This is a genomic window from Kitasatospora sp. NPDC004615 (genome assembly GCF_042873545.1).
Taxonomy (GTDB): Bacteria; Actinomycetota; Actinomycetes; order Streptomycetales; family Streptomycetaceae; genus Kitasatospora.
Genome location: NZ_JBIALQ010000002.1, coordinates 879,814 through 903,546, shown reverse-complemented (window position 1 = coordinate 903,546; position 23,733 = coordinate 879,814). Strand labels below are relative to the sequence as shown.

Here is a 23,733-nt window from a genome sequence, read left to right as displayed (position 1 = left end):
CCAGGAGGGCCCCCGTGCCGTTGTCCGACGACCAGCCGCACACCCGTACGCGGCTACCGGTCGCCGAACAGACCGCCCCCGCGGCCGGCCGCCAGGCCCGCCCCCTGCGCACCCTCCTCACCATCCTCGGCGTCGTCACACTGCTGGTGATCGCCGTCGCCATCGCCAACCGTGACAAGGCCCTACCCGGCCGCACCCCCGCCGCGACCTCCGGCGACCAGGCCCGCGGCGGAACCGCCCCCGCCGCCGACCGCACCGCCGCGACCGGCCAACAGCCCGTCACCACCACCACCAACGGCATCGGCACCGGCTACCCCCACACCGACCAGGGGGCGCAGTCCGCCGCCGCCAACTACGCGGTCGCGCTGGGCTCCACCGACATGTTCCGCCCCGACACCCGCCACACCATCCTCGCCACCGTCGCCGACCCCACCAGCCTCTCCACTCTCCAGACCCGCCTGGACCAGGCGTTCTCCCCGGAGATGGTGACCCGGTTCGGCCTGGACGCGCAGGGCCGCGCCCCGAAGGGGCAGACCTTCGTCAGCCGGATCGTCCCGGTCGGCACCCACACCACCAACGGCGCCGACACCGCCACCAAGGTCGACGTCTGGTGCACCGGGCTCTACGGCCTGGCCGGCGAGGACTCCACCAACCCGGTCAGCCAGGACTGGTACACCCTGACCGTCACCATGCGCTGGACCGGCAGCGACTGGAAGCTCACCGACTACTCCCGCGCCGCGGGCCCCGCCCCCCTGCCGGGCGACCAGCAGGCGGCCACCGCGAAAGAGATCGCCGATGCCGTCCAGCAGTTCGGAGGGTTCCGCTATGCCCGCTGACGCGTCCAGACTGCGCTTCCTGGGCCGGGCCGGGGTGCTCGGCGCCGCGCTGAGCAGCCTTCAACTCACCGCGCTGGTGGTCGCGCAGCGGGTCGCTGCCGATCCTTCGCCCTCCCCGTCCTCCACGTGTGCCGCCCAGAACGTGCCGCTGCCCGGGGCTGGGAGCCAGTGCGCTCCCCCCGGGGTGCCGGTGGTCGGCGGGGGCGCGGTCTCCTCGGTGACGGATCCGTTGGGGTCGCTGGCCAAGGGTTGTGCGCAGGCGGCGGCCTGGGTCGTGCGGCAGTTGGCGGGGGCGATCGACGGGACGACGAAGGTCGATTTCACCAACGCGGCGTTCCTGCAGCAGTACGCGGTGGTGTTCGCGGTGTCGACGGTGGTCACGCTGGTGCTGTGGCTGCTGGCGGTGACGAAGCGGGCGGTGCGCGGTGCGGCGCTGGGGCAGGCGTTCGGCGAGGCGGTCGGGTTCCTGTGGCTGACGGTGATCGCTTCGGCGTTCACGCCGCTGATCCTGTACACGGTGGTGACGGTCACCGACGGGCTGACGGATGCGATCGCGGCGGGGACGAAGTCCGACACGGGCACGTACCTGGGCGGGTTCGCGGACACCCTGGACAAGGGCAGCATGGGCGGTGGCCCGCTGATTCTGATCATCGTGTCGCTGGTGGCGGTGCTGGCCGCCGCGGTGCTGTGGATCGAGCTGGTGATCCGGGCGGCGATGCTGTACGTGGGTGCGCTGCTGGGGACGGCGGTGTACGCGGGGCTGGTGGACAAGCAGCTGTGGAAGCACGTGCGCCGGTGGGCGGCGATGATGCTGGCGATAGATCTGGCGAAGCCGATCATCGTGATCATCCTGGGCCTGGCGGGTGCGGTGGCGACCGGTGCGGGCGCGGACGACGACTTCGCGCGGGTGCTGAGCGGGCTGGCGATCCTGTTCCTGTCGATCTTCGCGAGTGCCGCGGTGTACCGGTTCGTGCCGGGCTTCGGTGACGAGCTGCTGTCGATGCGGCAGGCCCGGGCGAGTGCGGTGCAGGCGGGCAGTGCGATGATCAACGGCCCGGCGAACTTCGTGAAGCAGGGTATTTCGACGCACGGTTCGCGTGGCGACGCGCAGGGCGGGGGCGGCTCCCCGGGCGCGGGTGGCGGTGGCGGGGTGGCCCCGGGCATCGCCGCGCACGCGTCCCGGCCCGCCGGTCCCGGCCGGCAGGCCGGTCCGCCCGCGCAGTCCCAGGCCCCGGTCAACAACCCGAAGGGAGGGTGACGGGTAGATGAGCAGCGAACAGTTCGGCCAGTACGGCGCCCAGTACGCCCAGCCTTATGCCCAGCCGCGTCGCAGTTACCTGATCGGCAAGGCGCGTCCGAACGCGCCGATCGGGCGCAACCGGGAGACCGGCGAGATCGTGCTGATCATCGCCGGCGCGGGCCTGGGCATGCTGTGGGGTCTCGGGGTGCCGTTCCTGACGCTGCGGCTGGCCGGCCTGGTGGGTTTCCCGCTGCTGGCGATCATGGCGGTGTACGTGCCGTACCGGCGGCGGACGTTCTACAAGTGGGTGGAGATCAACCGGACGTACCGGCGTACGGTGCGCAGTGGTCGGGCGGTGTGGAAGCCGGACGTGCACGAGGCCGGGACGCGGCTGGACGGACGCGAGGTGGAGATCGGCCCGCCGCCGGGGGTGGGGCGGCTGCGCTGGCTGACGGCGCCGTTCGGGCCGGACGAGGTCACGGTGCTGATGCATCTGGAGCGCCGTACGGTGACGGCGGCGATCGAGATCGAGGGCCCGGGCGTGGGCCTGCGCGACTCGGAGGACCAGGAGGCGCTGGTCGACCGGTTCGGCACGCTGCTGAAGCACGTGGCCAACGGCGACGGTTTCGTGACGCGTCTGCAGATCCTGGCCCGCACCCTGCCGGCCGACCCGGACGCGCACGCCAAGGACGTGGAGCGGCGCGGCGACCACGCGGCGCCGCGCTGGCTGCAGGACAGCTACGACGAGCTGCAGTCGATGGTGTCGACCTCCTCGGAGCAGCACCGGGCGTACCTGGTGGCGTGCATGCAGTACACCCGTGACCTGGCGTCCGAGGCGCACGCGATGGGGCGGACCGCGTACGGGCGGGACGAGGGCAAGCGGGACCGCGGCGACGACGGTCTGGCGACCGTGATGGCGCGTGAACTGACGGACATCTGCGCCCGGTTGGCGGAGGCGGACATCCGGGTGCGGCAGCCGCTGGGGCAGGCCCGGCTGGCGTCGCTGATCCACTCGATGTACGACCCGGACCACCCGATCGACCACATCCAGGCGATGAGCCGGCGCAACGCCTGGCCGGCCGAGCTGGACGCCACGCACCCGCAGTACCTGACGGCGAAGACCCGGGAGTCGGCGACCCGGGAGCCGTGGTGCCACGCCACCGCGTGGATCAAGGAGTGGCCGCTGACCCCGGTCGGGGTGAACTTCCTGGCGCCGCTGCTGGTGCACACCCCGGACGTGATCCGGACGGTCGCGGTCACCATGGACCTGGAGCCGACCGACGTGGCGATCGAGCGGATGCTCACCGAGAAGACCAACGACGAGGCGGAGGCCAGCCGCGCGGCGAAGATGAACCGCACGGTGGACCCGCGCGACCTGGCGCACACCGGCCGGGTGGACCAGCGCGGCGACGACCTGGCGTCCGGCGCGGCCGGGGTGAACCTGGTGGGCTACCTGACGGTGTCCTCGCGCAGCCCGGAGGCGCTGGCCCGGGACAAGCGGACCATCCGCGCCTCGGCCGGCAAGAGCTACCTGAAGCTCGAGTGGTGCGACCGCGAGCACCACCGGGCGTTCGCCAACACCCTGCCGTTCGCCACCGGCATCCGCCGCTGACCCTCTCGGAGGCCCGCACATGCTCGGCAATCTCACCGACGCCTTCGCCAGCGCCCTGTTCGGCAAGGTGGAGACCACCCGGCTGCCGGTGCGCACCTCCAGCGGCCAGGCACAGGCGGTGTACCTGCCGACGGCGGCGCCCGGCCTGGGCGACTCCGGGGTGATCATTGGCCGCGAGGTGTACAGCGGCAAGGGTTACGTCTACGACCCGTTCCAGCTGTACGGCCAGCAGCTGCCGGCCCCGCACTGGCTGGTGCTGGGGGAGTCCGGCAACGGCAAGTCCGCGCTGGAGAAGACGTACGCACTGCGGCAGTTGAGGTTCCGCGACCGCCAGGTGGTGGTGCTGGACGCGCAGGGTGAGGACGGCGTCGGCGAATGGAACCTGATCGCCAACGCGCTGGGGATAAAGTCCATCCGGCTCGACCCGATGGCGGCCCGGGACGGCGGGGTGAAGCTGAACCCGCTGGATCCGGCGATCACCACCACCGGTCAGCTGTCGCTGCTGCGCACCATCATCGAGGTGGCGATGGCGCGTCCGCTGGAGGAGCGGGCCGGTTTCGCGCTGAAGGCCGCGCACGCGCACGTGCACGCCACGGTGAAGGACCGTCAGCCGGTGCTGAACGACATCATCGACACGCTGCGCAGCCCCGATCTGTCGGCGGTGGAGTCGCTGGGCGTCGAGGTCGGCGAGGTGCAGTCCTGGGGCCTGGACGTGGCTCTGGTGCTGGACCGGCTGGTCGACGGTGACCTGCGCGGCATGTTCGACGGCCCGACCTCGGCGGGCATCGACCTGGACGCGCCGCTGATCGTCTTCGACCTGTCGCACATCGACCGGAACTCGATCGCGATGCCGATCCTGATGGCGATCGTCGGGGTGTGGCTGGAGCACACCTGGCTGCGGCCGGACCGGGTGAAGCGGATCTTCCTGGTCGAGGAGGCCTGGCACATCATCAACAGCCCGTTCGTGGCGCAGCTGTTCCAGCGGCTGCTGAAGTTCGGACGCCGGCTGGGCCTGTCCTTCGTGGCCGTGGTGCACCATCTGTCGGACGTGGTGGACGGGGCGGCGGCGAAGGAGGCGTCGGCGATCCTGAAGATGGCCTCCACCCGCACCATCTACATGCAGAAGGCGGAGGAGGCCAGAGCCACCGGCCGGGTGCTGGGCCTGCCGCGCTGGGCAGTGGAGATCATTCCGACGCTGTCGCCGGGCATCGCGGTGTGGGACGTCAACGGCAATGTGCAGGTGGTCAAGCACATCATCACCGAGGCCGAGCGCCCGCTGGTGTACACCGACCGCGCGATGACCGAGGACGCGATGGAGGAGCGGGAACGGGCCGAGCAGCAGCTGGCCGCCCAGCCCAGGATCTGACCTCCGCAAGCGGGCTGAGCAGGAGTCAGCGGAGAACTCGTCAGGCTTCGGATACCAGCTCGTTACCCCAGGGTTCCTGACAGCTACGCGCGTGGACCCTAGGCTGCTCCCCGATACAACGCCAGGCCGCCGTCCGTCGCGGCCCCGACGGTGCAGGGGACCCTCATGCCCATTTCCGGTTCGACCGGCCGCCGCAGGACCGCGCTCGCGGTCGCCGCGGCTGCTGCCCTCATCGGCTCGATGGCCCTGCCGGCCACCGCCGAGGCCCATGGGCACGGCCAGGACAAGCCGAAGTTCGAGGACCTGCAGCTCCTCGCCATCAACGACCTGCACGGCAACCTGGAGCCGCCGGCGGGTTCGTCCGGCACCATCAACGAGATCGACCCGGCCACCGGCAAGCCCGTCGACCCGCCCACCCCCGCGGGCGGCGTCGCGTACCTGGCCACCGCGCTGCGCAACGCCCGTCAGGGCCACCCGAACAGCATCACCGTGGCGGCCGGCGACCTGATCGGCGCCAGCCCGCTGGTCTCCGGCCTGTTCCACGACGAGCCGACCATCGAGGCGATGAACAAGATCGGCCTCGACGTCACCTCGGTGGGCAACCACGAGTTCGACGAGGGTTCGGCCGAGCTGCTGCGCATGCAGAACGGCGGCTGCCACCCGACCGACGGTTGCTACGAGGAGGGCCGCACCTTCGAGGGCGCCGACTTCCGGTACCTGTCGGCCAACGTCACCAATGAGAAGACCGGCAAGCCGCTGCTCAAGCCGTACTGGGTGAAGAACGTCCGCGGCGTGAAGGTCGGCTTCATCGGCGTGACCCTGGAGGGCACCCCGAACATCGTCACCGCCTCCGGCGTGCAGGGCCTCAAGTTCGGCAACGAGGTCGAGACGATCAACAAGTACACCGCCGAGCTGAAGCGCCAGGGCGTCAACTCGGTGGTCGCGCTGATCCACGAGGGCGGCTTCCCGGCCAGCAACATCTACAACTACGACTGCGGTGCGGGCGGCTCCGGCGTCTCCGGCCCGATCGTGGACATCGCCAAGCGCCTCGACCCGGCGGTCGGCGCGATCGTCACCGGCCACACCCACAACTCGTACGCCTGCATGATCCCGGACCCGAACGGCGTGCCCCGCTCGGTCACCAGCGCCGCCTCGTTCGGCCGCCTGTACACCGAGATCGACCTCAAGCTGGACAAGCGCACCGGCACCATCGTCCGGCCGTCGGTGACCGCCACCAACCACGTGGTGCGCCGCACCGACGGGGCGAGCGACCTGAACGACCTGATCAAGCGGTACAGCGCGCTGGCCGCGCCGATCGCCAACCGCCCCGTCGGCTGGATCAGCGCCGACATCAACGGCCGCGGCTCCAATGCCCTGGAGAAGCCGCTCGGCGACCTGATAGCCGACGCGCAGCTCGCCGGTCTCGCGCCCGCCGACAAGGGTGGCGCGCAGGTCGCGTTCATGAACCCCGGCGGCATCCGATCGGACCTGGTCTACAAGGCGTCCGGCAGCGAGGGCGACGGCGTGGTGACCTACGGCGAGGCGTTCACCGTCCAGCCGTTCACCAACATGATGCAGATCAAGACCCTCACCGGCGCCCAGCTGATCCAGGTCCTGCAGCAGCAGGTCTCCGGCTCCAACACGGCCTCCCCGAAGATCCTGCAGATCTCCGGCAACCTCGCCTACACGCTCGACCTGAACAAGGCCGGCGCGGACCGCGTGGTCCTCGACTCGGTCCGCCTGAACGGCGCCCCCGTCGACCCGAACGCCAAGTACCGGGTCGCCGCCAACGAGTTCCTGGCCGGCGGCGGCGACGGCTTCCCGGCCTTCGCGGCCGGCACCGACAAGCTCGTCGGCGCCTCCGACCTGGACGTCTTCAACGCGTACCTGTCCGGCCACAGCACCGCCACCGCCCCGATCGCCCCGCCGGCCCAGAACCGGATCAAGGTCATCGCGGTCGGCCAGACCGGCTGACGAACCAGTCACGGCGAAGGGCGGGGCACTCCGGTGCTCCGCCCTTCGGCGTGCTCAGCGCGGGTCGTCCGGCTGCCCCGGCAGCACCATCACCGCCTGCGTCCCCGGGCCGCCGTCCGCCGCCGGCCCCAGCGAGACCTGGCCGCCGGTGTCCCGGACGGTCTGTGCGACGATCGACAACCCCAGCCCCGAGCCCGGCAGTTGGCGGGAGGACGGGGAACGCCAGAACCGGTCGAAGACGAACGGCAGCTCCTCGGCCGGGATGCCCGGGCCGTGGTCGCGGACCGTCAACCGGCCCGCGCGCAGGCGTACTTCGACGGTGCCGGACGGCGGCGAGTACTTCACCGCGTTGTCCAGCAGGTTGATCACGGCCCGTTCGAGCGCGGCCGGATCGCCGTGTACGTACCAGGGGTTGACCTCGGTGACGAAGGTCAGCGCCGGGCCGCGCAGCCGCCCGCGCTCCAGCGCCCGCTCCACCGTCTCGTGGAACGGCACCACGGTGCGCACCGCCTCCGGATTCGGGGTGTCCGGGCGGGAGAGCTGCAGCAGGTCGCCGATCAGCACGGTGAGTTCCTGCATCTGCGCCTTCATGTTGCCCAGCATCCGGGCCCGCGTCTCCGGCGGCAGCGCCCGGCCCTGGGCGTCGGACCGGATCAGCAGGTCCACGTTGGTGCGCAGGGAGGTGAGGGGCGTGCGGAGCTCGTGCCCGGCGTCGGCGATCAGGCGGGTCTGCCGCTCCCGGGAGTTGGCGAGCGCGGTGGACATCGAGTTGAAGGAAGTGGAGAGCCGGGCGATCTCGTCGCTGCCGTTGACGGGGATGGTGGTGCCGACTTCTTCGGTGCGCGCGATGTGCTCGACGGCGCCGGTCAGTTGGTCGACGGGCTTGAGCGCGGACCGGGCCACCACCCGCCCGGCGACGCCCGCGCCGAGGACGCCGAGGCCGGCGACGCCGGTCATCAGCAGGGCGAGAGAGCTGAGCGAGTTCTGCACTCCCTGGGTCGGCAGGGCGGTCAGCAGGACGGCGGGCTGCAGGATGCCGTTCGGCAGCAGGACGGCACTGTTGGTGCGCCGTACCTGCGCGTGCTCGTCGCTGTCCACGTAGTGGCCGGTGCGGTAGACCGTGGTGTTCCGGGGCAGCGGTGCGCTGTCGCCGGGCGCCACCTGGATGGCCCGGGTGGCGTCGCCGGTCAGGCAGATGGTGCCGTCGGGCAGCACGTACTGGAAGTCGTACTTCTGCGGGCCGAGCCGGCCACTGCCCCCCGGGGGGACGTTCGCCAGCGCCTCGGCCGGGGTCGCGCCGCAGTGCAGCTGCCCCCGGTCGGGCGGCGCCACCGGGCTCCTGGGGGCGGCGGAGAGGGTGTCGTGCAGCTCCTGGTAGAGCCGCTCGCGGACCAGCAGCCAACTCGCCAAGCTGACCACCGCGATGGCCACCGCCACCGCGGCAGCCGTGAGCATGGCCAGTCGGCTCCGCAGCGACCTGCTGCGGAACCACCCCGTGAACCGGCCGATCAGTTTCACGCCGCAGCGCCGCTGGTGGCGGTGCGCAGCGCGTAGCCGACGCCGCGGACGGTCTGGATGATGCGGGGCATGGCGTGCTGTTCGGTCTTGCGGCGGAGGTACATGACGTAGACGTCGAGGGAGTTGGAGGAGGGCTCGAAGTCGAAGCCCCAGACGGCCTTGAGGATCTGTTCGCGGGTGAGCACCTGGCGCGGGTGGGAGAGGAACATCTCCAGCAGCATGAATTCGGTGCGGGTGAGCTCGATGGTGGTGCCGGCCCGGGTGACTTCGCGGGTCGCGGTGTTCATCCGCAGGTCGGCGAAGGCGAGCACCTCGCCGCCGTCCTCGTCGGCGGCGGTGCGGGCTGCGGCCTCGGTGGCGAGTGCGTTGCGGCGGAGCAGGGCGCGGACCCGGGCGAGGAGTTCGTCGAGTTCGAAGGGCTTGGCGAGGTAGTCGTCGGCGCCGACGTCGAGTCCGGTGACGCGGTCGCCGACGGCGTCCCGCGCGGTGAGCATCAGGACGGGGACGGTGTCGCCGCGCGAGCGCATCCGGCGGACGGCGGTGAGGCCGTCCATGCGGGGCATCATGATGTCGAGCAGGACGAGGTCGGGGTGTTCGCGGTCGACGGCGGTGAGGGCCTCGTAGCCGTCGGTGGCGGTGGTGACGTGGTAGCCCTCGAAGGCGAGGCTGGATTCCAGCGCGTCGCGCAGGGCGGGTTCGTCGTCGACCACGAGGACGCGGGCGCCGCCGCCCGGGGCCTCGGCAGGGGTGCGGTCGTCGGCGGGGGGAGTCATCGGCGCGGGGCCCTTTCTGAGTCCGGTGCGGTCGTGGCCATTGTCCGTCGCTGGGAGACGGAACCGGCGGGTGTCAGAGGTTCTTGCCGGCCTGGAGCTGCGGCAGCACCTGCTTGACGCTGTTGATCGGGATGGCGAAGCCGAGTCCGACGCTGCCGGCCTCGGTACCGCCGGTGGAGCCGGAGCCGCTCGCGGCGTACATGGCCGAGTTGAGGCCGATGACCTGGCCGGCGGCGTTGATCAGCGGTCCGCCGGAGTTGCCGGGGTTGAGGGCGGCGTCGGTCTGCAGCGCCTGGTAGGTGGCGGTCTCGGAGCCGGTGGCGCCGGTGGAGCCGCGCAGGCCGGGCAGGTTGGGGAGGCCGAAGCCGCCGTTTCCGCTGGTGGTGCCCTCGTCGACCTGGACGGAGACGGTGCGGTTCTTGGCGGAGACGATGCCCGAGGTGACGGTGCCGGTGAGCCCCTCGGGGTTGCCGATGGCGACCACGGGGTCGCCGACGGCGGTGGCGTCGGAGTCGCCGAGCACGGCGGTGGTCAGGCCGCTGACGCCGGACGCGGTGATGACGGCGGTGTCCAGGGACTTGTCGGTGCCGGTGACGGTGGCGGAGGCGGTCCGGCCGTCGTGGAAGGTGACGGTGGCCCGGCCGCCGTTCACCGCGCCGGAGATGACGTGGTAGTTGGTGAGGATCTGCCCGTCGGCGGTGAGGATCACGCCGGTGCCGGTCGCGGTGCCGTTGCCGGTCTTGACGGTGATCTGCACGACGGCGGGGGAGAGCGCGGCGGCGATCGCCGACACGTTGGCGCTGCCATCGGCGTTGGCCGCCACCGGGCGGACCAGGGCGCTCGCAGTGGCGCTGCCGGAGCCGTTCCGCTCGTTCACCAGGGCGCCGCCGGTGACGCCGCCGAGCAGGGCCGCCACCGCGGCGACGGTGGTGGCCAGCGCGACGCGGCTCTTCAGCAGGCCGCGCCGGGCACGGTGGCCGTGCGGGGGCGGCGGCAGTTCGGGGCCTTCGGGGCCGTGGAAGACGGGCGGCGTCGGCGGGAGCCAGCCCGCGCCGCCGTCCTGGGGGTGGGGCTCGTGGGTGCTGCGGTACTGGTCGCTCATGGAGATGACGTTCCGCCCGTTTCATGAACGTTCGATGAGAGGGCGGTACGAGTTCCCCGAGAAGCGCGTCAGCTTCTCATAAAGCCTGGTCAGGCCGGAGGCCGGCCGGTTTCGCCGGAGCAGCCGCAGGAACGCCGCACGACCAGCCGGGACGGGAACTTGCGGACCCGTTCGGTGTCGCTGCCGGGCACCATCAGCGAGTCGTCGAGGACCAGGTCGACGGCGGCCCGGGCCATCGCGTCCCGGTCGGAGGCGACGGTGGTGAGCGGCGGGTCGGCGAACCCGGCCTCGGGGATGTCGTCGAAGCCGGCCACCGCGAGGTCCTCGCCGACCTTCAGGCCGAGTTCGCGGGCGGCCCGCAGCACGCCGATGGCCTGGTCGTCGGTGGAGCAGAAGATCGCGGGCGGCCGCCGGTCGGAGGCGAGGAGCTCGAGCGCGACCTGGTAGGCGCCGTAGCGGTGGAACGGGGCGTCGATCAGGTGCGGCTCGGTGGGCAGGCCGTGCGCGGCCATGGCGAGTTCCCAGCCGGCCACGTGGTCGATGACCGGGTCGCCGGGGGCGGGCGATTCGACCGGGCCGCCGAAGCACGCCACGTACGGGTGACCGTGCACTTCGAGCAGGTGACGGACGACCAGTTCGGAGCCGCCGACGTCGTCGGTGACCACGGCGACGTCGTCGATCGCCTCGGGGCGGCGGTGCAGCAGCACCACCTTGGCGCCCTCCATGGCGGCGAACTCCTCGGCGGCGCGCTGCGAAGGGCCCTGGCTGACCAGGATCAGGCCGGACACCCGCATGCCGAGGAAGGCGCGGACGTAGTGCACCTCACGGTCGTCGACGTAGTCGGAGTTGCCGATCAGCACGAGCTTGCCGCGCTCGGAGGCGGCGCGTTCCACGGCGTGCGCCATCTCCGCGAAGAACGGCTGCCGGGCGTCGGGGACGACCATGCCGATCAGGTTGGTGCGCCGGGAAGCCATCGCCTGGGCGACGGAGTTCGGGCGGTACCCGAGCTGCTCGATCGCGGCGAGCACCTTTTCCCGGGTGGCCGGGGCGACCGGCCGGGGACCGTTGTTGATCACATAGCTGACGACCGCGGTCGAGGTCCCAGCCAGTCGGGCTACATCGTCGCGCGTCACCTTGGCCACGGGGGGAGTCTACGCGTGTGGTCAGGTGCCTCTCGCCGGGGTCTTGCCCGGTGGGACGGGGCGCTTTTCCGGACCGAATCGGACTGATCCGGGCAAGCCGGGCGGGCCGGGCGAGGGGTGCCGCCGCCCGGCCCGCCCGACGGCCGGTCAGCGTCCGCGGCGTGCCGCGGCTCTGCTCGGCTCGGCCCGGTCGGTGCCCTTGTCGGCCCGCTCGGGGACCACGAAGCGGTAGCCGACGTTGCGCACGGTGCCGATCAACTGCTCGTTCTCGACGCCGAGTTTGGCCCGCAGCCGGCGTACGTGGACGTCCACGGTGCGGGTGCCGCCGAAGTAGTCGTAGCCCCACACCTCCTGGAGCAGCTGGGCCCGGGTGAACACCCGGCCGGGGTGCTGGGCCAGGTACTTGAGCAGCTCGAACTCCTTGAAGGTGAGGTCGAGGACGCGCCCCTTGAGCTTGGCGGAGTAGGTGGCCTCGTCGACGGACAGCTCGCCGTTGCGGATCTCCATCGGGGAGTCGTCGACGGCGACCTGGAGGCGGCCGAGGGCGAGCCGCAGCCGGGCTTCGACCTCGGCCGGTCCGGCGGTGTCGAGCAGTACGTCGTCGATGCCCCATTCGGCGGTGACGGCGGCCAGGCCGCCCTCGGTGACCACCAGGATCAGCGGGCTGCCGATGCCGGTGGAGCGCAGCAGCTGGCACAGGCTGCGGATCTGCGGCAGGTCGCGGCGTCCGTCGACCAGGATCACGTCGGCGCTCGGGGTGTCGACCAGGGCGGACCCCTCGGCGGGGGCCACCCGGACGCTGTGCAGCAGCAGTCCGAGTGCGGGCAGCACCTCGGCGGAGGGTTGCAGGGCGTTGGTCAGCAGGAGCAGTGAACTCATACCCGGTTAGTCCCCTTTCCGGGTCGTCGCGGTCGCGGCCGCCGGGGGGAACGGCGGACGCGGTACAGGGTGGGGGAGCGCCGACAGTCCGGAGGGTGCGGCGATGGACGGGGCGGTGGCCGGCCGGGGGTCCCGCAACCCCTGGCGTCCCACTGGTGCCTCGTCCATCGGCGTACCCTCCGCTCTGTCCGCCGGCGGCCGACACGTCGTCGTGCGGCCGGCGGTGGGGCCGGTCCGGCGGCCGGTGCGGGTGGGGCACCGGTCGCAAGAACGTCCTACTGGCGTCCTGAAAGCACAAAAGGATCCGGGGGCGACTCTGCCCGGATCCCTTACGGAATCGAGGATAGCCGACCGCTCGCGTGGCCGGGAGTGGCTCGAGCGGCGCGCGGGCCCGCGACCGGCTCCGGAACGGGTGAGGTACGACACCTTGTGCCCCCGTGATGACCTGGGAGGTTTGCCCGGCGGCGGGGGCCGGGGGCGATGATGGGGGCCGCACCGGGCCGGCCGCCGTACCGGGCGAGGACCACCGAGAGGGGTTGCCGTGACCGGGACCGCCGATGCCCGTCCCATGCCGGATTCACCTGTGCGGGTGAGCGGGACGGTCCGCTACTGGGCCGCCGCCAAGTCCGCCGCGGGCCGGGCCGAGGATCCCTACCTGGCCGTCACGCTGGCCGAGGCGCTGGCCGGGGTGCGGGCCGCGCACGCCGGGCGGCCGGAGCTGCTGCGGGTGCTGACCATGTGTTCGTTCCTGGTGGACGGCGATCCGGTCGGCGCCCGGGAGCACGCCGCGGTGCCGCTGACCGAGGGCGGCACGGTGGAGGTGCTGCCGCCGTTCGCCGGGGGCTGAGCGCGCATTTGCCCGAGTACCGCGCCGGAACCCGGGCATCCGTGCGATCGTCCTGTCTTCGGGGCCGGTTCGTCGACGGAGCGGCCCGGCCGGAGCGTTTCAGGGGGAAGCGATGCGTGGCGCGGTGAAGTTGCTGATCGGCCTGGGGGTCGTGGGCGCCCTGCTGGTCGCCGCCGACCGGGTGGCCGTGGGGGTCGCGGAGGACCAGGCCGCCGATGCCGCGGTCTCCTCCGGCTGGCTGACCGGCAAGCCGGACGTCGAGATCGGCGACATCCCTTTCCTGACCAGCGCGGTGGCCGGTGAGCTCGACCAGGTCAGCCTCTCCTCGGACGGGATGACCGTCACCGACGGCAAGGAGAAGGTGACGGTGCACTCGTTCCGGGCCAACCTGTCCCAGGTGAAGTTCACGGACTCCTACCGGGGCGTGACGGTCGGGCGCGGTGACGGCCAGGGCGTGGTCGACTACAAGGAGCTCGCCAAGTTCATGAACGGCAGCGGCCTGCTCGGCCTGGAGTACGCCGGCCCCGGCACGGTGAAGGCCGCGGTGCCCGGTGGCGGGATCGAGGGCAAGCTGCGCAGCGAGGGCAACGACCTGGTCGTCGACAACCTCCAACTGACCGGCGCCGCTTCGGTGTTGAAGGGCGTCGCGGGCGACCGGCTGAAGCCTCAGCGGTACCACCTGGCCGGCCTGCCCAAGGGCCTGTCGCTGGCCGAGGCCACCCCGGAGGCGGGCGGGGTGCGGCTGCGCTTCACGGTCGCCCCCGGCACGTCGCTGGGGCGCTGAGGCTCCTCGGCGCCTGTCCGGTGGGCGAGACGCGCTGTCCAGCTCCGCCGGAAAAATCCTTCGCAGCACCGGTTCGCCCGGCCCCCGTGCGGGGGTCCGGGTCCCACGGCGTGCGTGCGTGTGCGGCGGAAAGCCGGTGAATCTCAGGATTCGAGTGATCCGGTCTCATTATTCGACACGATGATGACAGCGCCCCTCCGGAGTCCCTAGCATCGTCGTCATGAAGCGACAGGCAGACCTCACAAAGCGGCGGGCGGTAGACCACTGCCGCGTGTCGAGCTGCCTTTGTCGAATGCGCTGACCGGGCGGTCCTGACCCCAGTCACGGCAAGCCCGCCCCCGTTCCGACGCCGCGAACCGGTAGCAGTAGCGCACCGGCGCGTCGGGGACGACGAGCACACCTCACGATCAACTCCCCCGGCTCTGCCGCACCTCACGCCGTCCCAGCATGCGGACAGGTGTGCGGACAGCGCGGCCCGGGAGAACCTCCAGCAGCCTTCCGCCAACCGCCCCCGGATGGAGAACAGCACATGAGCCGCAGCGACGTCCTGGTCGATGCCGACTGGGTCCAGGCCCACCTGGACGACCCGAAGGTCGTCATCGTCGAGGTGGACGAAGACACCGCCGCCTACGACAAGAACCACATCCGCAACGCGGTCCGGATCGACTGGAAGAAGGACCTCCAGGACCCGGTCCGCCGCGACTTCATCGACCAGGCCGGCTTCGAGGCGCTGCTGTCCGCCAAGGGCATCGCCAACGACGACACCGTGGTGCTCTACGGCGGCAACAACAACTGGTTCGCCTCCTACGCCTACTGGTACTTCAAGCTGTACGGCCACGGCGACGTCCGCCTGCTGGACGGCGGCCGCAAGAAGTGGGAGCTGGACTCCCGCGAGCTGGTCGTCGAGCAGCCCGAGCGGGCCGCCACCCAGTACACCGCGCAGCCGGCCGATTCCTCGATCCGCGCCTTCCGCGACGACGTGATCGACGCGATCGGCACCCTGAACCTGGTCGACGTCCGCTCGCCCGACGAGTTCTCCGGCAAGCTGCTCGCCCCGGCCCACCTCCCGCAGGAGCAGTCGCAGCGCCCCGGCCACGTGCCGAGCGCCAAGAACATCCCGTGGGCGAAGAACGCCAACGACGACGGCACCTTCAAGAGCGACGACGCGCTGAAGGCGCTCTACGAGGCCGAAGGCGTCGACCTGGCCACCGACACCATCGCCTACTGCCGGATCGGCGAGCGCTCCGCGCTCACCTGGTTCGTCCTGCACGAGCTGCTCGGCCAGCAGAACGTCAAGAACTACGACGGCTCGTGGACCGAGTACGGCAGCCTGGTCGGCGTGCCGATCGAGCTCGGCAACTGAGCCCCGGCTCGCGCGAAGCAAGGAAGAGGGAGAACAGACATGTGCGGTGCGAAGGCCGGCGGCCCGGACCTGGCAGGAGTTGACGTGGCGAACGAGACGATCATCCAGGGTTCGGTGACCCGCAACGAGGAGCCGGTCAACGGCTACGTGCGGCTGCTGGACGAGAACGGCGAGTTCACCGCCGAGGTGCCGACCTCGGCGACCGGGCAGTTCCGGTTCTTCGCCCGCCCGGGCAAGTGGACCCTGCGGGCCCTGGTGCCCGGCGCCACCGTGGACCGCCAGGTGGTCGCCACCCAGGGTGAGTTCACCGAGGTCGCGATCGCGGTCTGACGACCGCGGTCAGGGCCCCGGTCGCCTTCTGGCGGCCGGGGCCTTCGGCCTACCCTGGAAGCGTGCAGGCACACCGGCGGCATGTGCGCTACTTCGTGATGATGGGCGTCTGCCTTGGGCTGTTCGTCCTCGCCTGGGGCGTGGTGCGCTTCTTCTCGGTCGGCGCCGCCATCGGCATGTGCGTGGTCGCCATGCTGATACCGCCACTGGCCGCCGTCCTCGCCAACAGGCGCGACAAGGACGACGACTGGTGGAACGACCCGCGCTGGGAGGACCCGCGCTGGGAGCAGCGCGGCCACGACCGGGACCGGCCGGACCACGAGCCGCCCACGGACCCGTGGGGCGGTGAGGGCGCGGACGATCCGCGCTGGGACGACCCGCACTGGGAGCAGCCCGGCCACGACCGCGACCGGCCGGACCGGGAGCCCCCGGACGCTCAGTAGACGAGCGCCTTGGCGTCGTCCGCCATCACCTCGGACAGGAACACCTGCGCGCCGGCGATCCGCACGCCCTCGATGACGTCCGCCTGGCCGATGTCCCGGCGCGCCGCGCACTGGGTGCACAGGGTGACGGTGCCGGCGGCGAGGATCGCCTCCAGCAGGTCGGGCAGCGGTGCGGCGTGCGGCAGTTCGAACTCGGCGGCCTTGCCGGGCAGCGCGAACCACGAGGACTCACCGGTGAGCCAGAGCGAGACCGGCACGCCGCTGGCGACCGCGACCGAGGCGACGGTGAAGGCCTGCGAGCAGCGCTCGGGCGCGTCCGCACCGGCGGTGACCTTGATGACCAGCTTCTTCGACATGCCCCAGAGACTACGGCCGCAGGGGCCGCCCGATAGACTCCCGGCCGTAGTGGAAAGCCCCGTTCCTCCGTCGAACCCGCCCCTGGGAGCACACCGTGTCCGGTCTTGAGATCTTCTTCGAAAGTGTCCTGGTTCTGGTGGCCGTGCTGATCACCTGGTTCGCCATCTTCTCGGTCATGAAGCTCTACCAGGGCCAGCGCTGAGCACTGCCGTACGGTTGAGCCGGTAACCGCCCGACGACAGCAGCCAGGATCATGATCGAGATTCCTTCCGACCTCCACCGGGACGTCGTCCCGCTCGCCTTCCTCCTCGGTACCTGGGAGGGCGCGGGTGTGCACGACTTCCCCGGCAGCGAGAAGTGCAACTTCGGCCAGGAGATCGTCTTCCGTCACGACGGACGACCCTTCCTGGAGTTCCGTTCCCGCACCTGGGTGCTGGACGAGCAGGGCGAGAAGGTCCGCCCGCTGGAGATGGAGCACGCGTTCTGGCGCGTCACCAGCAACCAGCACGGGACCAGCGGCGAGCGCGAGATCGAGGTCTCCTCGGTGCGCGACGACGGCACTGTGGAGATCTGGTACGGCAAGCTGCACGACGGCAAGCCGCAGATCGACCTGGCCACCGACGCGGTCGCCCGGATCGAGGGCGCGGCCCCGTACAGCGGCGGCAAGCGCCTGTTCGGCCTGGTCAAGGACGAGCTGCTGTGGGTCGGCGAGAAGGCCGCCCCCGAGGTGCCGCTCCGGCCGTACATGTCGGCGCAGCTGAAGAAGGTGCTCAACCCGGCGCAGCTGATCAAGGACGTCAACGACCTCCCGGACGACGGGATCGCGTTCTTCCGCTGAGCGGACTGGCGTGGACGAGTGGGGGGACCGACCTGGCGGTCGGTCCCTACACTGGTCGGCACGACCTCTCAACGGGCAGGGACACCGTGGCGAACACCGACACCACCGACTGGAAGGCCGACCTGCGCGAGCGCGGCTACCGGTTGACCCCGCAGCGCCAGCTGGTGTTGGAGGCCGTCGACGTGCTCGACCACGCCACCCCGGACGAGATCCTGGCGCAGGTCCGCCGCACCGCCAGCGGCGTCAACATCTCCACCGTGTACCGGACGCTGGAGCTCCTGGAGGAGCTCGGCCTGGTCTCGCACGCCCACCTCGGGCACGGCGCGCCCACCTACCACCTGGCAGGCCGGCACACCCACCTCCACCTGGTCTGCCGGGACTGCGACCAGGTCACCGAGACCGACACCGCGATCGCCGCGCCGCTGATCGACAGCCTGCGCACCGAGCACGGCTTCGACACCGACCTGAAGCACTTCGCCATCTTCGGCCGCTGCGCGGACTGCACCGCGAAGCTGGAGGACGGCCGGTCGTAACGGCGAGGCTTTAGGCTGGCCGGTATGAAGAGCCCGCTGCTTGCGCTGCCCGGCGCCGTCGCCGCCGAAGGTCCCGACGAAGGGGTCGCCGCCCACTACGGCAACCTGTTCCGCGAGCAGCGCGAACTGGCCGCCGGGCGCGGCTTCACGGACCTGTCGCACCGCGGCGTGATCACCGTGACCGGCCCGGACCGGCTGAGCTGGCTGCACCTGCTGCTCACCCAGCACGTCAGCGAACTGCCGCCGCAGCAGGCCACCGAGGCGCTGGTGCTGTCCCCGCACGGGCACGTCGAGCACGCCCTCTACCTGGTCGACGACGGCGCCACCACCTGGATCCACGTCGAGCCCGGCACCGCGCCCGCGCTGGTGAAGTACCTGGAGTCGATGAAGTTCTGGAACCGGGCCGAGGTCACCGACGCCACCGCCGACTACGCCGTGGTGTTCCTGCCGGCCGGCTCCACCGTCCCCGCCGACCGGGCCGCCGCGGTGCGCGAACTCCCGTGGGGCCGCGACCTGTTCGTCCCGCGCGCCGAACTCGCCGAGGCCGTCGCCGGGTTCGGCCCGGCCGCGGGCGTGTGGGCGTACGAGGCGCTGCGGATCGAGGGGCACCGGCCGCGCCTGGGCTTCGAGACCGACCACCGGACCATCCCGCACGAGGTGGACTGGCTGGGCAGCGCGGTGCACCTGAACAAGGGCTGCTACCGCGGCCAGGAGACGGTCGCCCGGGTGCACAACCTGGGCCGCCCGCCGCGCCGGCTGGTCTTCCTGCACCTGGACGGCACCGAGGAGAAGCTGCCCGGGCACGGCGCCGAGGTCCGCGTCGAGGGCCAGGACCGTCCGGTCGGCTTCGTCACCTCCTCGGCCCGCCACCACGAGCTCGGCCCGGTCGCGCTGGCCCTGGTCAAGCGCAACACCCCGGTCGACGCGGTGCTGCTGGCCGACGGCGTGCCCGGCAGCCAGGACGTGATCGTCCCGGCCTGACCGGTTCTCAGACCTCCAGCAGGACGGTGAACGGCCCGTCGTTCACCAGCGACACCTTCATGTCGGCGCCGAACCGCCCGGTCTCCACCTTCGCGCCCAGGGCGCGGAGCTCGGCGACCACGGCGTCCACCAGCGGTTCGGCGACCGGGCCGGGGGCGGCGGCGTTCCAGGTGGGGCGGCGGCCCTTGCGGGCGTCCCCGTACAGGGTGAACTGGCTGATCACCAGCAGCGGGGCGCCGAGTTCCGAGCAGGACTGTTCGGGGCTGCCGGGGAACAGCCGCAGCGTCCACAGCTTGCGGGCCAGTTGGGCGGCCTGCGCCGGAGTGTCCTCGTGGGTGGCGCCGACCAGGACGCACAGGCCCGGCCCCTCGATCGCGCCGACCGTCTCGCCGTCCACCGTCACGGCCGCCTCGGCGACCCGCTGCACCACTGCTCGCATGCCGCCATTGTGCCCGCACGTCCGTACCGGGGGCGCGCACCCTCCGGTTGCACGCCGGGGTCGCACGTGATGCGCCCCGATCGGTGCAGGTGAACCCATGGCGCGAATTCTTCGTACTAGCCAGGGGTGTTCGCCAGGGGGCCATCCGGGTACACGGGCGTGCGGCGCCGGGGCCCGGGGTGGCACGCTGTCCGACGGCCCGGAGCCATCCGGGCCCCGAGGGGGCGTCCGTCGTCCCGGCGAACCGCGTCACCCGCACGAGTGGCATCGCCCGCCGGGGGGAACCCTGAGTGGCGGGCGGCCGTGCGATCGGCGGGCACAGGTACTACGGCAGGTGGTCGGATTGATGGACGTGAGCGCGCTCGACGGGCTGGCCGGCCTGGCCCTGGAGGAACTGCGGGTGCTGCGCCGGGACGCCCTGGAGCAGGAGGCCGACCTGTCGTACCTGCGCCGCCTGCTGCATGGCCGGATGGACATCCTGCGGGCCGAACTCCAGCGCCGGGAGATCCCGTTGGCCGGCGCCAGCGAGGCGCAGTGCGCGCTGCTCGACCGGCTGCCCGCGATCCTGGCGGACGCCCCGTCCGCGACCCGCCGCCCGGCCCGGCACCTGACCCTCGGCCCGCCCCGCGGCGAGCGCTACCGGCTGGAGGCGGACGCCCTGATGGGCGACGTCCAACTGGCCGACCTCGGCGCGCACGCCACCGCCGACCTGCTGTCCGCCGTCGAACGGCTGGCCGAGCACGAGCGCGAGGTGTCCGACCGCCGCCAGGCGCTGCAGCGCACCGCGGACGACTGCGGGGCCGAAATCACCCGCAGGTACCGTGAGGGGGAGGCCCGGGTCGAGGACCTGCTCGGCGACAGCTGAGCGGTCGGGACGCGGCCGGGGCCCACCCACCCTCACCACACGTCCTGGAGACCACCCGTGTCGCAGTCCGCCCTGCCCGCACTCGCCGAGGTCATACGTTCCGGCTTCACCGAGGGCCGCCACCGCGGCTCGCTGGTCCTGCTCGACGCCGACGGCACCGTCGCGTACACGCTGGGCACCCCCGATCAGCCGGTCTACCCGCGCTCCACCGCCAAGCCGTTCCAGGCGATCGCCACCCTGCGGGCCGGCCTGGAGCTGCACGGCGAGCAGCTCGCACTGGCCGCCTCCAGCCACTCCGCGGAGCCCTTCCACCGGGCCGCGGTGCGCCGGATGCTGGCCGACGCGGGCCTCACCGAGGCCGCCCTGCGCACCCCCGCCGAGCTGCCGCTGGACGAGGTTGAGGCGGAGGAACTGCTGCGCTCCGGCGGGGAACGGGCGCCGATCATGATGGACTGCTCCGGCAAGCACGCCGGCTGGCTGGCCGCCTGCGCCGCCAACGGCTGGGACCTGGCGTCCTACCTCGACCCCGAACACCCGATCCAGCGCCTGGCCCGTACCGCGCTGGAGGAGACCACCGGCGAGCCGGCCGCGCACACCGGCACCGACGGCTGCGGCGCCCCGCTGCTGGCCGTCTCGCTGACCGGCCTGGCCCGCGGCTACCGCGCCCTGGTGCTGGCCGAGCCCGGTACCGTGCAGCGCCGGGTGGCCGACGCGATGCGCGCCCACCCCGAGTACGTGGCCGGCACCCGCCGGGCCGACACCTGGCTGATGCGAGCGGTGCCCGGCACGCTGTCCAAGATGGGCGCCGAGGCCGTCCAGGTGGTCGCGTTGGCCGACGGCCGGGCCCTGGCGTTCAAGATCGAGGACGGTGCGGAGCGCGCCCGCGGCCCGGTGCTGGCCGCCGCGCTGCGCCGCCTCGGCGTCCAGGACCCGGTGCTGGAGCGAATCGCGACCGCCCCGCTGCACGGCGGCGGCGCGGTGGTCGGCGAGATCCGCGCGGCATTCTGACGCCCCGCCGGGGCGGCGCCGGGATGCCCGTCCCGGCGCCCTGGTGCACGGTGGACGGCAGGGGAGCGCCCGCCACCGCCGCACAGGGAGTACGCGCCATGTCCGACCACACCTACCGGGTCACCGAGATCGTCGGCTCCTCGCACGAGGGAGTGGACGCCGCCATCCGCAACGGCATCGCCCGCGCCGGCCGCACCCTGCGCCACCTCGACTGGTTCGAGGTGGTGCAGGTCCGCGGCCACATCGAGGACGGGGTGGTGAAGCACTTCCAGGTCGGCCTGAAGGTCGGGTTCAGGCTCGACGACAACGACGGCTGACCGGCCGCCGGAAACCGGCGAGGGGCGGGAGTCCGGTGTCGGACTCCCGCCCCTCGCACGGGCACCGCGGGCCACCCCGAAGGGCGTGACGGCTCAGTGGCCGCCCTGCTCCTGGAGGCGCTTGATCGAGGCCTCGACCTCGGCCTCGGCCTCGGCCCGGCCGACCCAGTCGGCGCCCTGGACGGACTTGCCGGGCTCCAGGTCCTTGTAGACCTCGAAGAAGTGCTGGATCTCCAGACGGTCGAACTCCGACACGTCGTTGATGTCCTGCAGGTGCGACCAGCGCGGGTCGGTCGCCGGGACGCACAGCAGCTTGTCGTCGCCGCCGGCCTCGTCGGTCATCTGGAACATGCCGATGGCGCGGCACTTGATCAGGCAGCCCGGGAAGGTCGGCTCCTCCAGGATGACCAGCGCGTCCAGCGGGTCGCCGTCGTCCGCGAGGGTGCCCTCGACGTAGCCGTAGTCGGCCGGGTAGCGGGTCGAGGTGAAGAGCATGCGGTCCAGACGGAGGCGACCGGTCTCATGGTCGACCTCGTACTTGTTGCGCGAGCCCTTCGGGATCTCGATCAGGACGTCGAACTCCAACGCTTCCTCCAAGGGTGGGGACTGACAGAATCCAAGTGTCTCCTACGGCAGGGAGTGCTCGGGAAAGGGGCCGGTCGGTGAGATCAGGGACAGGGGTGGGACGCGGGCGCAGGACGGCGCTCGTCGGGGTCCTGGGGGTGGCGCTGGCGGCGGGAGTGCTGACCGTCGCCGATCCGGCACTGGCCCAGCCCTCGCCGGGCGCCAGCCGCTCGGACGGGCACGGCAAGCACGCCGACGACGGGCACGGGCAGGGCGGGGACGGGCAGGGCAACGGCCGCGGCAAGCAGGACCGGCGCGGGGACCGGCACCGGGCCGTCCCGGTCAAGGGCCCGGTGCTGCCGGCCGGGGACGCCGGCGACAGCCACCCGCCGACCGGCAACGGGCTGCGCGGCGCGCTCGGCGCCACCGTCCAGGACAAGTCGCTGGGCACCCTGAACTTCGCGGTCGCCGACGCCGCCACCGGCGAGCTGCTGTTCGGCGCGCAGGAGAACGCCCCGGCCACGCCCGCCTCCACCACCAAGCTGGCCACCGCGGTCGCCGCCCTGGCGCTGCTGCCGGCCGGCCACCGGATCGCCACCACCGTGGTGCAGGGCGCCGCCCCCGGTGAGATCACCCTGGTCGGCGGCGGCGACCCCACCCTGACGGCGCTGCCCACCGATCAGATCCGGATCGGCGGCGCCCCCGTGGACGCGGACAGCGCACCCGCCTCGATGGCCGACCTGGCCCGCCGCACCGCCACCGCGCTGAAGGCGGCCGGGACCACGAGCGTCAAGCTGTCCTACGACACCTCGCTGTACAGCGGCCCGCTGCTGCACAAGGACCACGACGCGATGAACATCGCCGCGGTCACCCCACTGATGGTCGACGAGGGCCGGATCGACCCGCGCTCCGTCGACGAGGCCCCGGCCCGGGTGTTCGACCCGGCCGGGCAGGCCGCCGAGACCTTCGCGAACCTGCTGAAGGCCGAAGGCGTCACCGTCCAGAACAAGGCCGGCCAGGCCACCGCCCCCGCCGGGGCCAAGGAACTGGCCCGGGTGGAGTCGCCGGAGATCGGACGGGTGGTGGAGCGGATGCTCACCACCTCCGACAACCAGCTCGCCGAGGCCGTCGCCCGGCAGGCCGCGCTCGCCGCCAAGCAGCCCGCCAGCTTCGAGGGCGGCGCGAGCGCCGTCACCGCCGAACTCGGCAAGCTCGGGGTGCCGATGACCGGCGTGGTGCTCACCGACGGCAGCGGCCTGGCCAAGGCCAACCTGATCCCGCCGATCACCCTGGTGAAGCTGCTCGCCGAGGCCGCCTCCCCGCAGCATCCGGAGCTGCGCCCGGTGATCACCGGCCTGCCGGTCGCGGGCTTCACCGGCACCCTGGCCGGCCGGTTCGGCGCCAAGTCCGGGGCCGGCGAGGCGGCCGGCATCGTGCGCGCCAAGACCGGCACCCTGCAGGGCGTCAACACGCTGGCCGGCACCGTGGTCGACGCCGACGGCCGGGTGCTGGCGTTCGCGCTGATGACCCGCACCGGCGCCGACCCGACCGCGGCCCGCGCCGCGGTCGACCGGATCGTCGCGAAGCTCGCCGCCTGCGGGTGCTGATCACCCGGTGACACC

General features: G+C 72.2%; 24 protein-coding genes and 1 pseudogene. 17 read left to right on the top strand and 8 right to left on the bottom strand.

From position 1 onward, the window contains the following. The first annotated feature begins 14 nt into the window (after positions 1-14). From ACFYS8_RS10935 to ACFYS8_RS10915, 5 genes are all read left to right on the top strand, one after another. On the top strand, positions 15-836 hold the full coding sequence (locus ACFYS8_RS10935) for a hypothetical protein (RefSeq protein ID WP_387638771.1): 822 nt from the start codon (positions 15-17) through the stop codon (positions 834-836). Further along, entirely contained in the window at positions 826-2,094 is a 1,269-nt protein-coding gene (locus ACFYS8_RS10930) for a hypothetical protein (RefSeq protein ID WP_387638768.1), read from the top strand. The genes ACFYS8_RS10935 and ACFYS8_RS10930 overlap by 11 nt, the downstream gene beginning before the upstream one ends. Positions 2,095-2,101: 7 nt before the next feature. After that, entirely contained in the window at positions 2,102-3,688 is a 1,587-nt protein-coding gene (locus ACFYS8_RS10925; protein WP_387638765.1) for an SCO6880 family protein, read from the top strand. Positions 3,689-3,707: 19 nt separating this feature from the next. Further along, the gene (locus ACFYS8_RS10920) at positions 3,708-5,054 is read left to right on the top strand and encodes an ATP-binding protein (RefSeq protein ID WP_387638762.1); all 1,347 of its coding nucleotides are present in this window, start codon (positions 3,708-3,710) and stop codon (positions 5,052-5,054) included. A gap of 165 nt (positions 5,055-5,219) precedes the next feature. Continuing rightward, the gene (locus ACFYS8_RS10915; RefSeq protein ID WP_387638759.1) at positions 5,220-7,028 is read left to right on the top strand and encodes a bifunctional metallophosphatase/5'-nucleotidase; all 1,809 of its coding nucleotides are present in this window, start codon (positions 5,220-5,222) and stop codon (positions 7,026-7,028) included. Between the two features lie 54 nt (positions 7,029-7,082). On the opposite strand, the gene ACFYS8_RS10910 is transcribed toward ACFYS8_RS10915, so the two are convergent. The 5 genes from ACFYS8_RS10910 to ACFYS8_RS10890 all read right to left on the bottom strand — a co-directional run bounded on the left by ACFYS8_RS10910 (position 7,083) and on the right by ACFYS8_RS10890 (position 12,442). After that, complete coding sequence (locus ACFYS8_RS10910; protein WP_387638756.1) at positions 7,083-8,483, bottom strand: sensor histidine kinase; 1,401 nt, start codon at positions 8,481-8,483, stop codon at positions 7,083-7,085. A 59-nt stretch (positions 8,484-8,542) separates the two neighbouring features. Then, on the bottom strand, positions 8,543-9,319 hold the full coding sequence (locus tag ACFYS8_RS10905) for a response regulator transcription factor (protein ID WP_387638753.1): 777 nt from the start codon (positions 9,317-9,319) through the stop codon (positions 8,543-8,545). 73 nt (positions 9,320-9,392) lie between these two features. Beyond that, positions 9,393-10,421 carry a S1C family serine protease gene (locus tag ACFYS8_RS10900; protein WP_387638750.1) on the bottom strand — a complete coding sequence of 343 codons (1,029 nt, stop codon included), beginning with the start codon at positions 10,419-10,421 and terminating at the stop codon, positions 9,393-9,395. 89 nt (positions 10,422-10,510) lie between these two features. Beyond that, positions 10,511-11,563 carry a LacI family DNA-binding transcriptional regulator gene (locus ACFYS8_RS10895; protein WP_387638747.1) on the bottom strand — a complete coding sequence of 351 codons (1,053 nt, stop codon included), beginning with the start codon at positions 11,561-11,563 and terminating at the stop codon, positions 10,511-10,513. A 147-nt stretch (positions 11,564-11,710) separates the two neighbouring features. After that, a complete protein-coding gene (locus ACFYS8_RS10890; RefSeq protein ID WP_387638744.1) occupies positions 11,711-12,442 on the bottom strand; it encodes a response regulator transcription factor in 732 nt (243 codons plus the stop codon). Between the two features lie 568 nt (positions 12,443-13,010). Between ACFYS8_RS10890 and ACFYS8_RS10885 the strand changes: the two genes are divergently transcribed. From ACFYS8_RS10885 to ACFYS8_RS10865, 5 genes and pseudogenes are all read left to right on the top strand, one after another. Further along, the gene (locus ACFYS8_RS10885; protein WP_387638742.1) at positions 13,011-13,289 is read left to right on the top strand and encodes a MoaD/ThiS family protein; all 279 of its coding nucleotides are present in this window, start codon (positions 13,011-13,013) and stop codon (positions 13,287-13,289) included. 112 nt (positions 13,290-13,401) lie between these two features. Next, positions 13,402-14,073: a DUF2993 domain-containing protein gene (locus ACFYS8_RS10880; RefSeq protein ID WP_387638739.1), complete on the top strand. Its 672-nt coding sequence runs from the start codon at positions 13,402-13,404 to the stop codon at positions 14,071-14,073. Between the two features lie 529 nt (positions 14,074-14,602). Then, positions 14,603-15,436: a sulfurtransferase gene (locus ACFYS8_RS10875; RefSeq protein ID WP_387638736.1), complete on the top strand. Its 834-nt coding sequence runs from the start codon at positions 14,603-14,605 to the stop codon at positions 15,434-15,436. Positions 15,437-15,475: 39 nt separating this feature from the next. Beyond that, the gene (locus ACFYS8_RS10870; protein ID WP_035864892.1) at positions 15,476-15,766 is read left to right on the top strand and encodes a DUF1416 domain-containing protein; all 291 of its coding nucleotides are present in this window, start codon (positions 15,476-15,478) and stop codon (positions 15,764-15,766) included. A 62-nt stretch (positions 15,767-15,828) separates the two neighbouring features. Continuing rightward, positions 15,829-16,080 (top strand): annotated as a pseudogene (locus ACFYS8_RS10865) (DUF3099 domain-containing protein); the annotation flags it as partial. A gap of 122 nt (positions 16,081-16,202) precedes the next feature. On the opposite strand, the gene ACFYS8_RS10860 reads toward ACFYS8_RS10865, so the two are convergent. Beyond that, on the bottom strand, positions 16,203-16,565 hold the full coding sequence (locus ACFYS8_RS10860; protein ID WP_387638733.1) for a DsrE family protein: 363 nt from the start codon (positions 16,563-16,565) through the stop codon (positions 16,203-16,205). A 254-nt stretch (positions 16,566-16,819) separates the two neighbouring features. On the opposite strand from ACFYS8_RS10860, the gene ACFYS8_RS10855 reads away from it, so the two are divergent. The 3 genes from ACFYS8_RS10855 to ACFYS8_RS10845 all read left to right on the top strand — a co-directional run bounded on the left by ACFYS8_RS10855 (position 16,820) and on the right by ACFYS8_RS10845 (position 18,918). Beyond that, the gene (locus ACFYS8_RS10855) at positions 16,820-17,404 is read left to right on the top strand and encodes an FABP family protein (protein WP_043915577.1); all 585 of its coding nucleotides are present in this window, start codon (positions 16,820-16,822) and stop codon (positions 17,402-17,404) included. Between the two features lie 86 nt (positions 17,405-17,490). Further along, the gene (locus ACFYS8_RS10850; RefSeq protein ID WP_387638729.1) at positions 17,491-17,937 is read left to right on the top strand and encodes a Fur family transcriptional regulator; all 447 of its coding nucleotides are present in this window, start codon (positions 17,491-17,493) and stop codon (positions 17,935-17,937) included. 24 nt (positions 17,938-17,961) lie between these two features. Continuing rightward, the gene (locus tag ACFYS8_RS10845; protein ID WP_387638726.1) at positions 17,962-18,918 is read left to right on the top strand and encodes a YgfZ/GcvT domain-containing protein; all 957 of its coding nucleotides are present in this window, start codon (positions 17,962-17,964) and stop codon (positions 18,916-18,918) included. A gap of 7 nt (positions 18,919-18,925) precedes the next feature. Here ACFYS8_RS10845 and dtd read toward each other — a convergent pair whose 3' ends face one another. Then, positions 18,926-19,357, bottom strand: a complete 432-nt coding sequence (dtd, locus tag ACFYS8_RS10840; RefSeq protein WP_035872970.1) for a D-aminoacyl-tRNA deacylase — start codon at positions 19,355-19,357, stop codon at positions 18,926-18,928. Between the two features lie 346 nt (positions 19,358-19,703). Between dtd and ACFYS8_RS10835 the strand changes: the two genes are divergently transcribed. From ACFYS8_RS10835 to ACFYS8_RS10825, 3 genes are all read left to right on the top strand, one after another. Beyond that, positions 19,704-20,222: an ABC transporter substrate-binding protein gene (locus ACFYS8_RS10835; RefSeq protein WP_387638723.1), complete on the top strand. Its 519-nt coding sequence runs from the start codon at positions 19,704-19,706 to the stop codon at positions 20,220-20,222. Positions 20,223-20,279: 57 nt separating this feature from the next. Further along, positions 20,280-21,230, top strand: coding sequence for an asparaginase (locus tag ACFYS8_RS10830; RefSeq protein WP_387638721.1), 951 nt, complete (start codon positions 20,280-20,282; stop codon positions 21,228-21,230). 98 nt (positions 21,231-21,328) lie between these two features. Beyond that, on the top strand, positions 21,329-21,547 hold the full coding sequence (locus ACFYS8_RS10825) for a dodecin (RefSeq protein ID WP_387638718.1): 219 nt from the start codon (positions 21,329-21,331) through the stop codon (positions 21,545-21,547). Between the two features lie 93 nt (positions 21,548-21,640). On the opposite strand, the gene ACFYS8_RS10820 is transcribed toward ACFYS8_RS10825, so the two are convergent. Continuing rightward, positions 21,641-22,132, bottom strand: a complete 492-nt coding sequence (locus ACFYS8_RS10820) for an inorganic diphosphatase (RefSeq protein WP_387638715.1) — start codon at positions 22,130-22,132, stop codon at positions 21,641-21,643. Positions 22,133-22,227: 95 nt separating this feature from the next. Here ACFYS8_RS10820 and dacB point away from each other — a divergent pair, with 95 nt between their 5' ends. After that, positions 22,228-23,718, top strand: a complete 1,491-nt coding sequence (dacB, locus tag ACFYS8_RS10815; protein WP_387638712.1) for a D-alanyl-D-alanine carboxypeptidase/D-alanyl-D-alanine-endopeptidase — start codon at positions 22,228-22,230, stop codon at positions 23,716-23,718. The last annotated feature ends 15 nt before the right edge of the window (positions 23,719-23,733 follow it).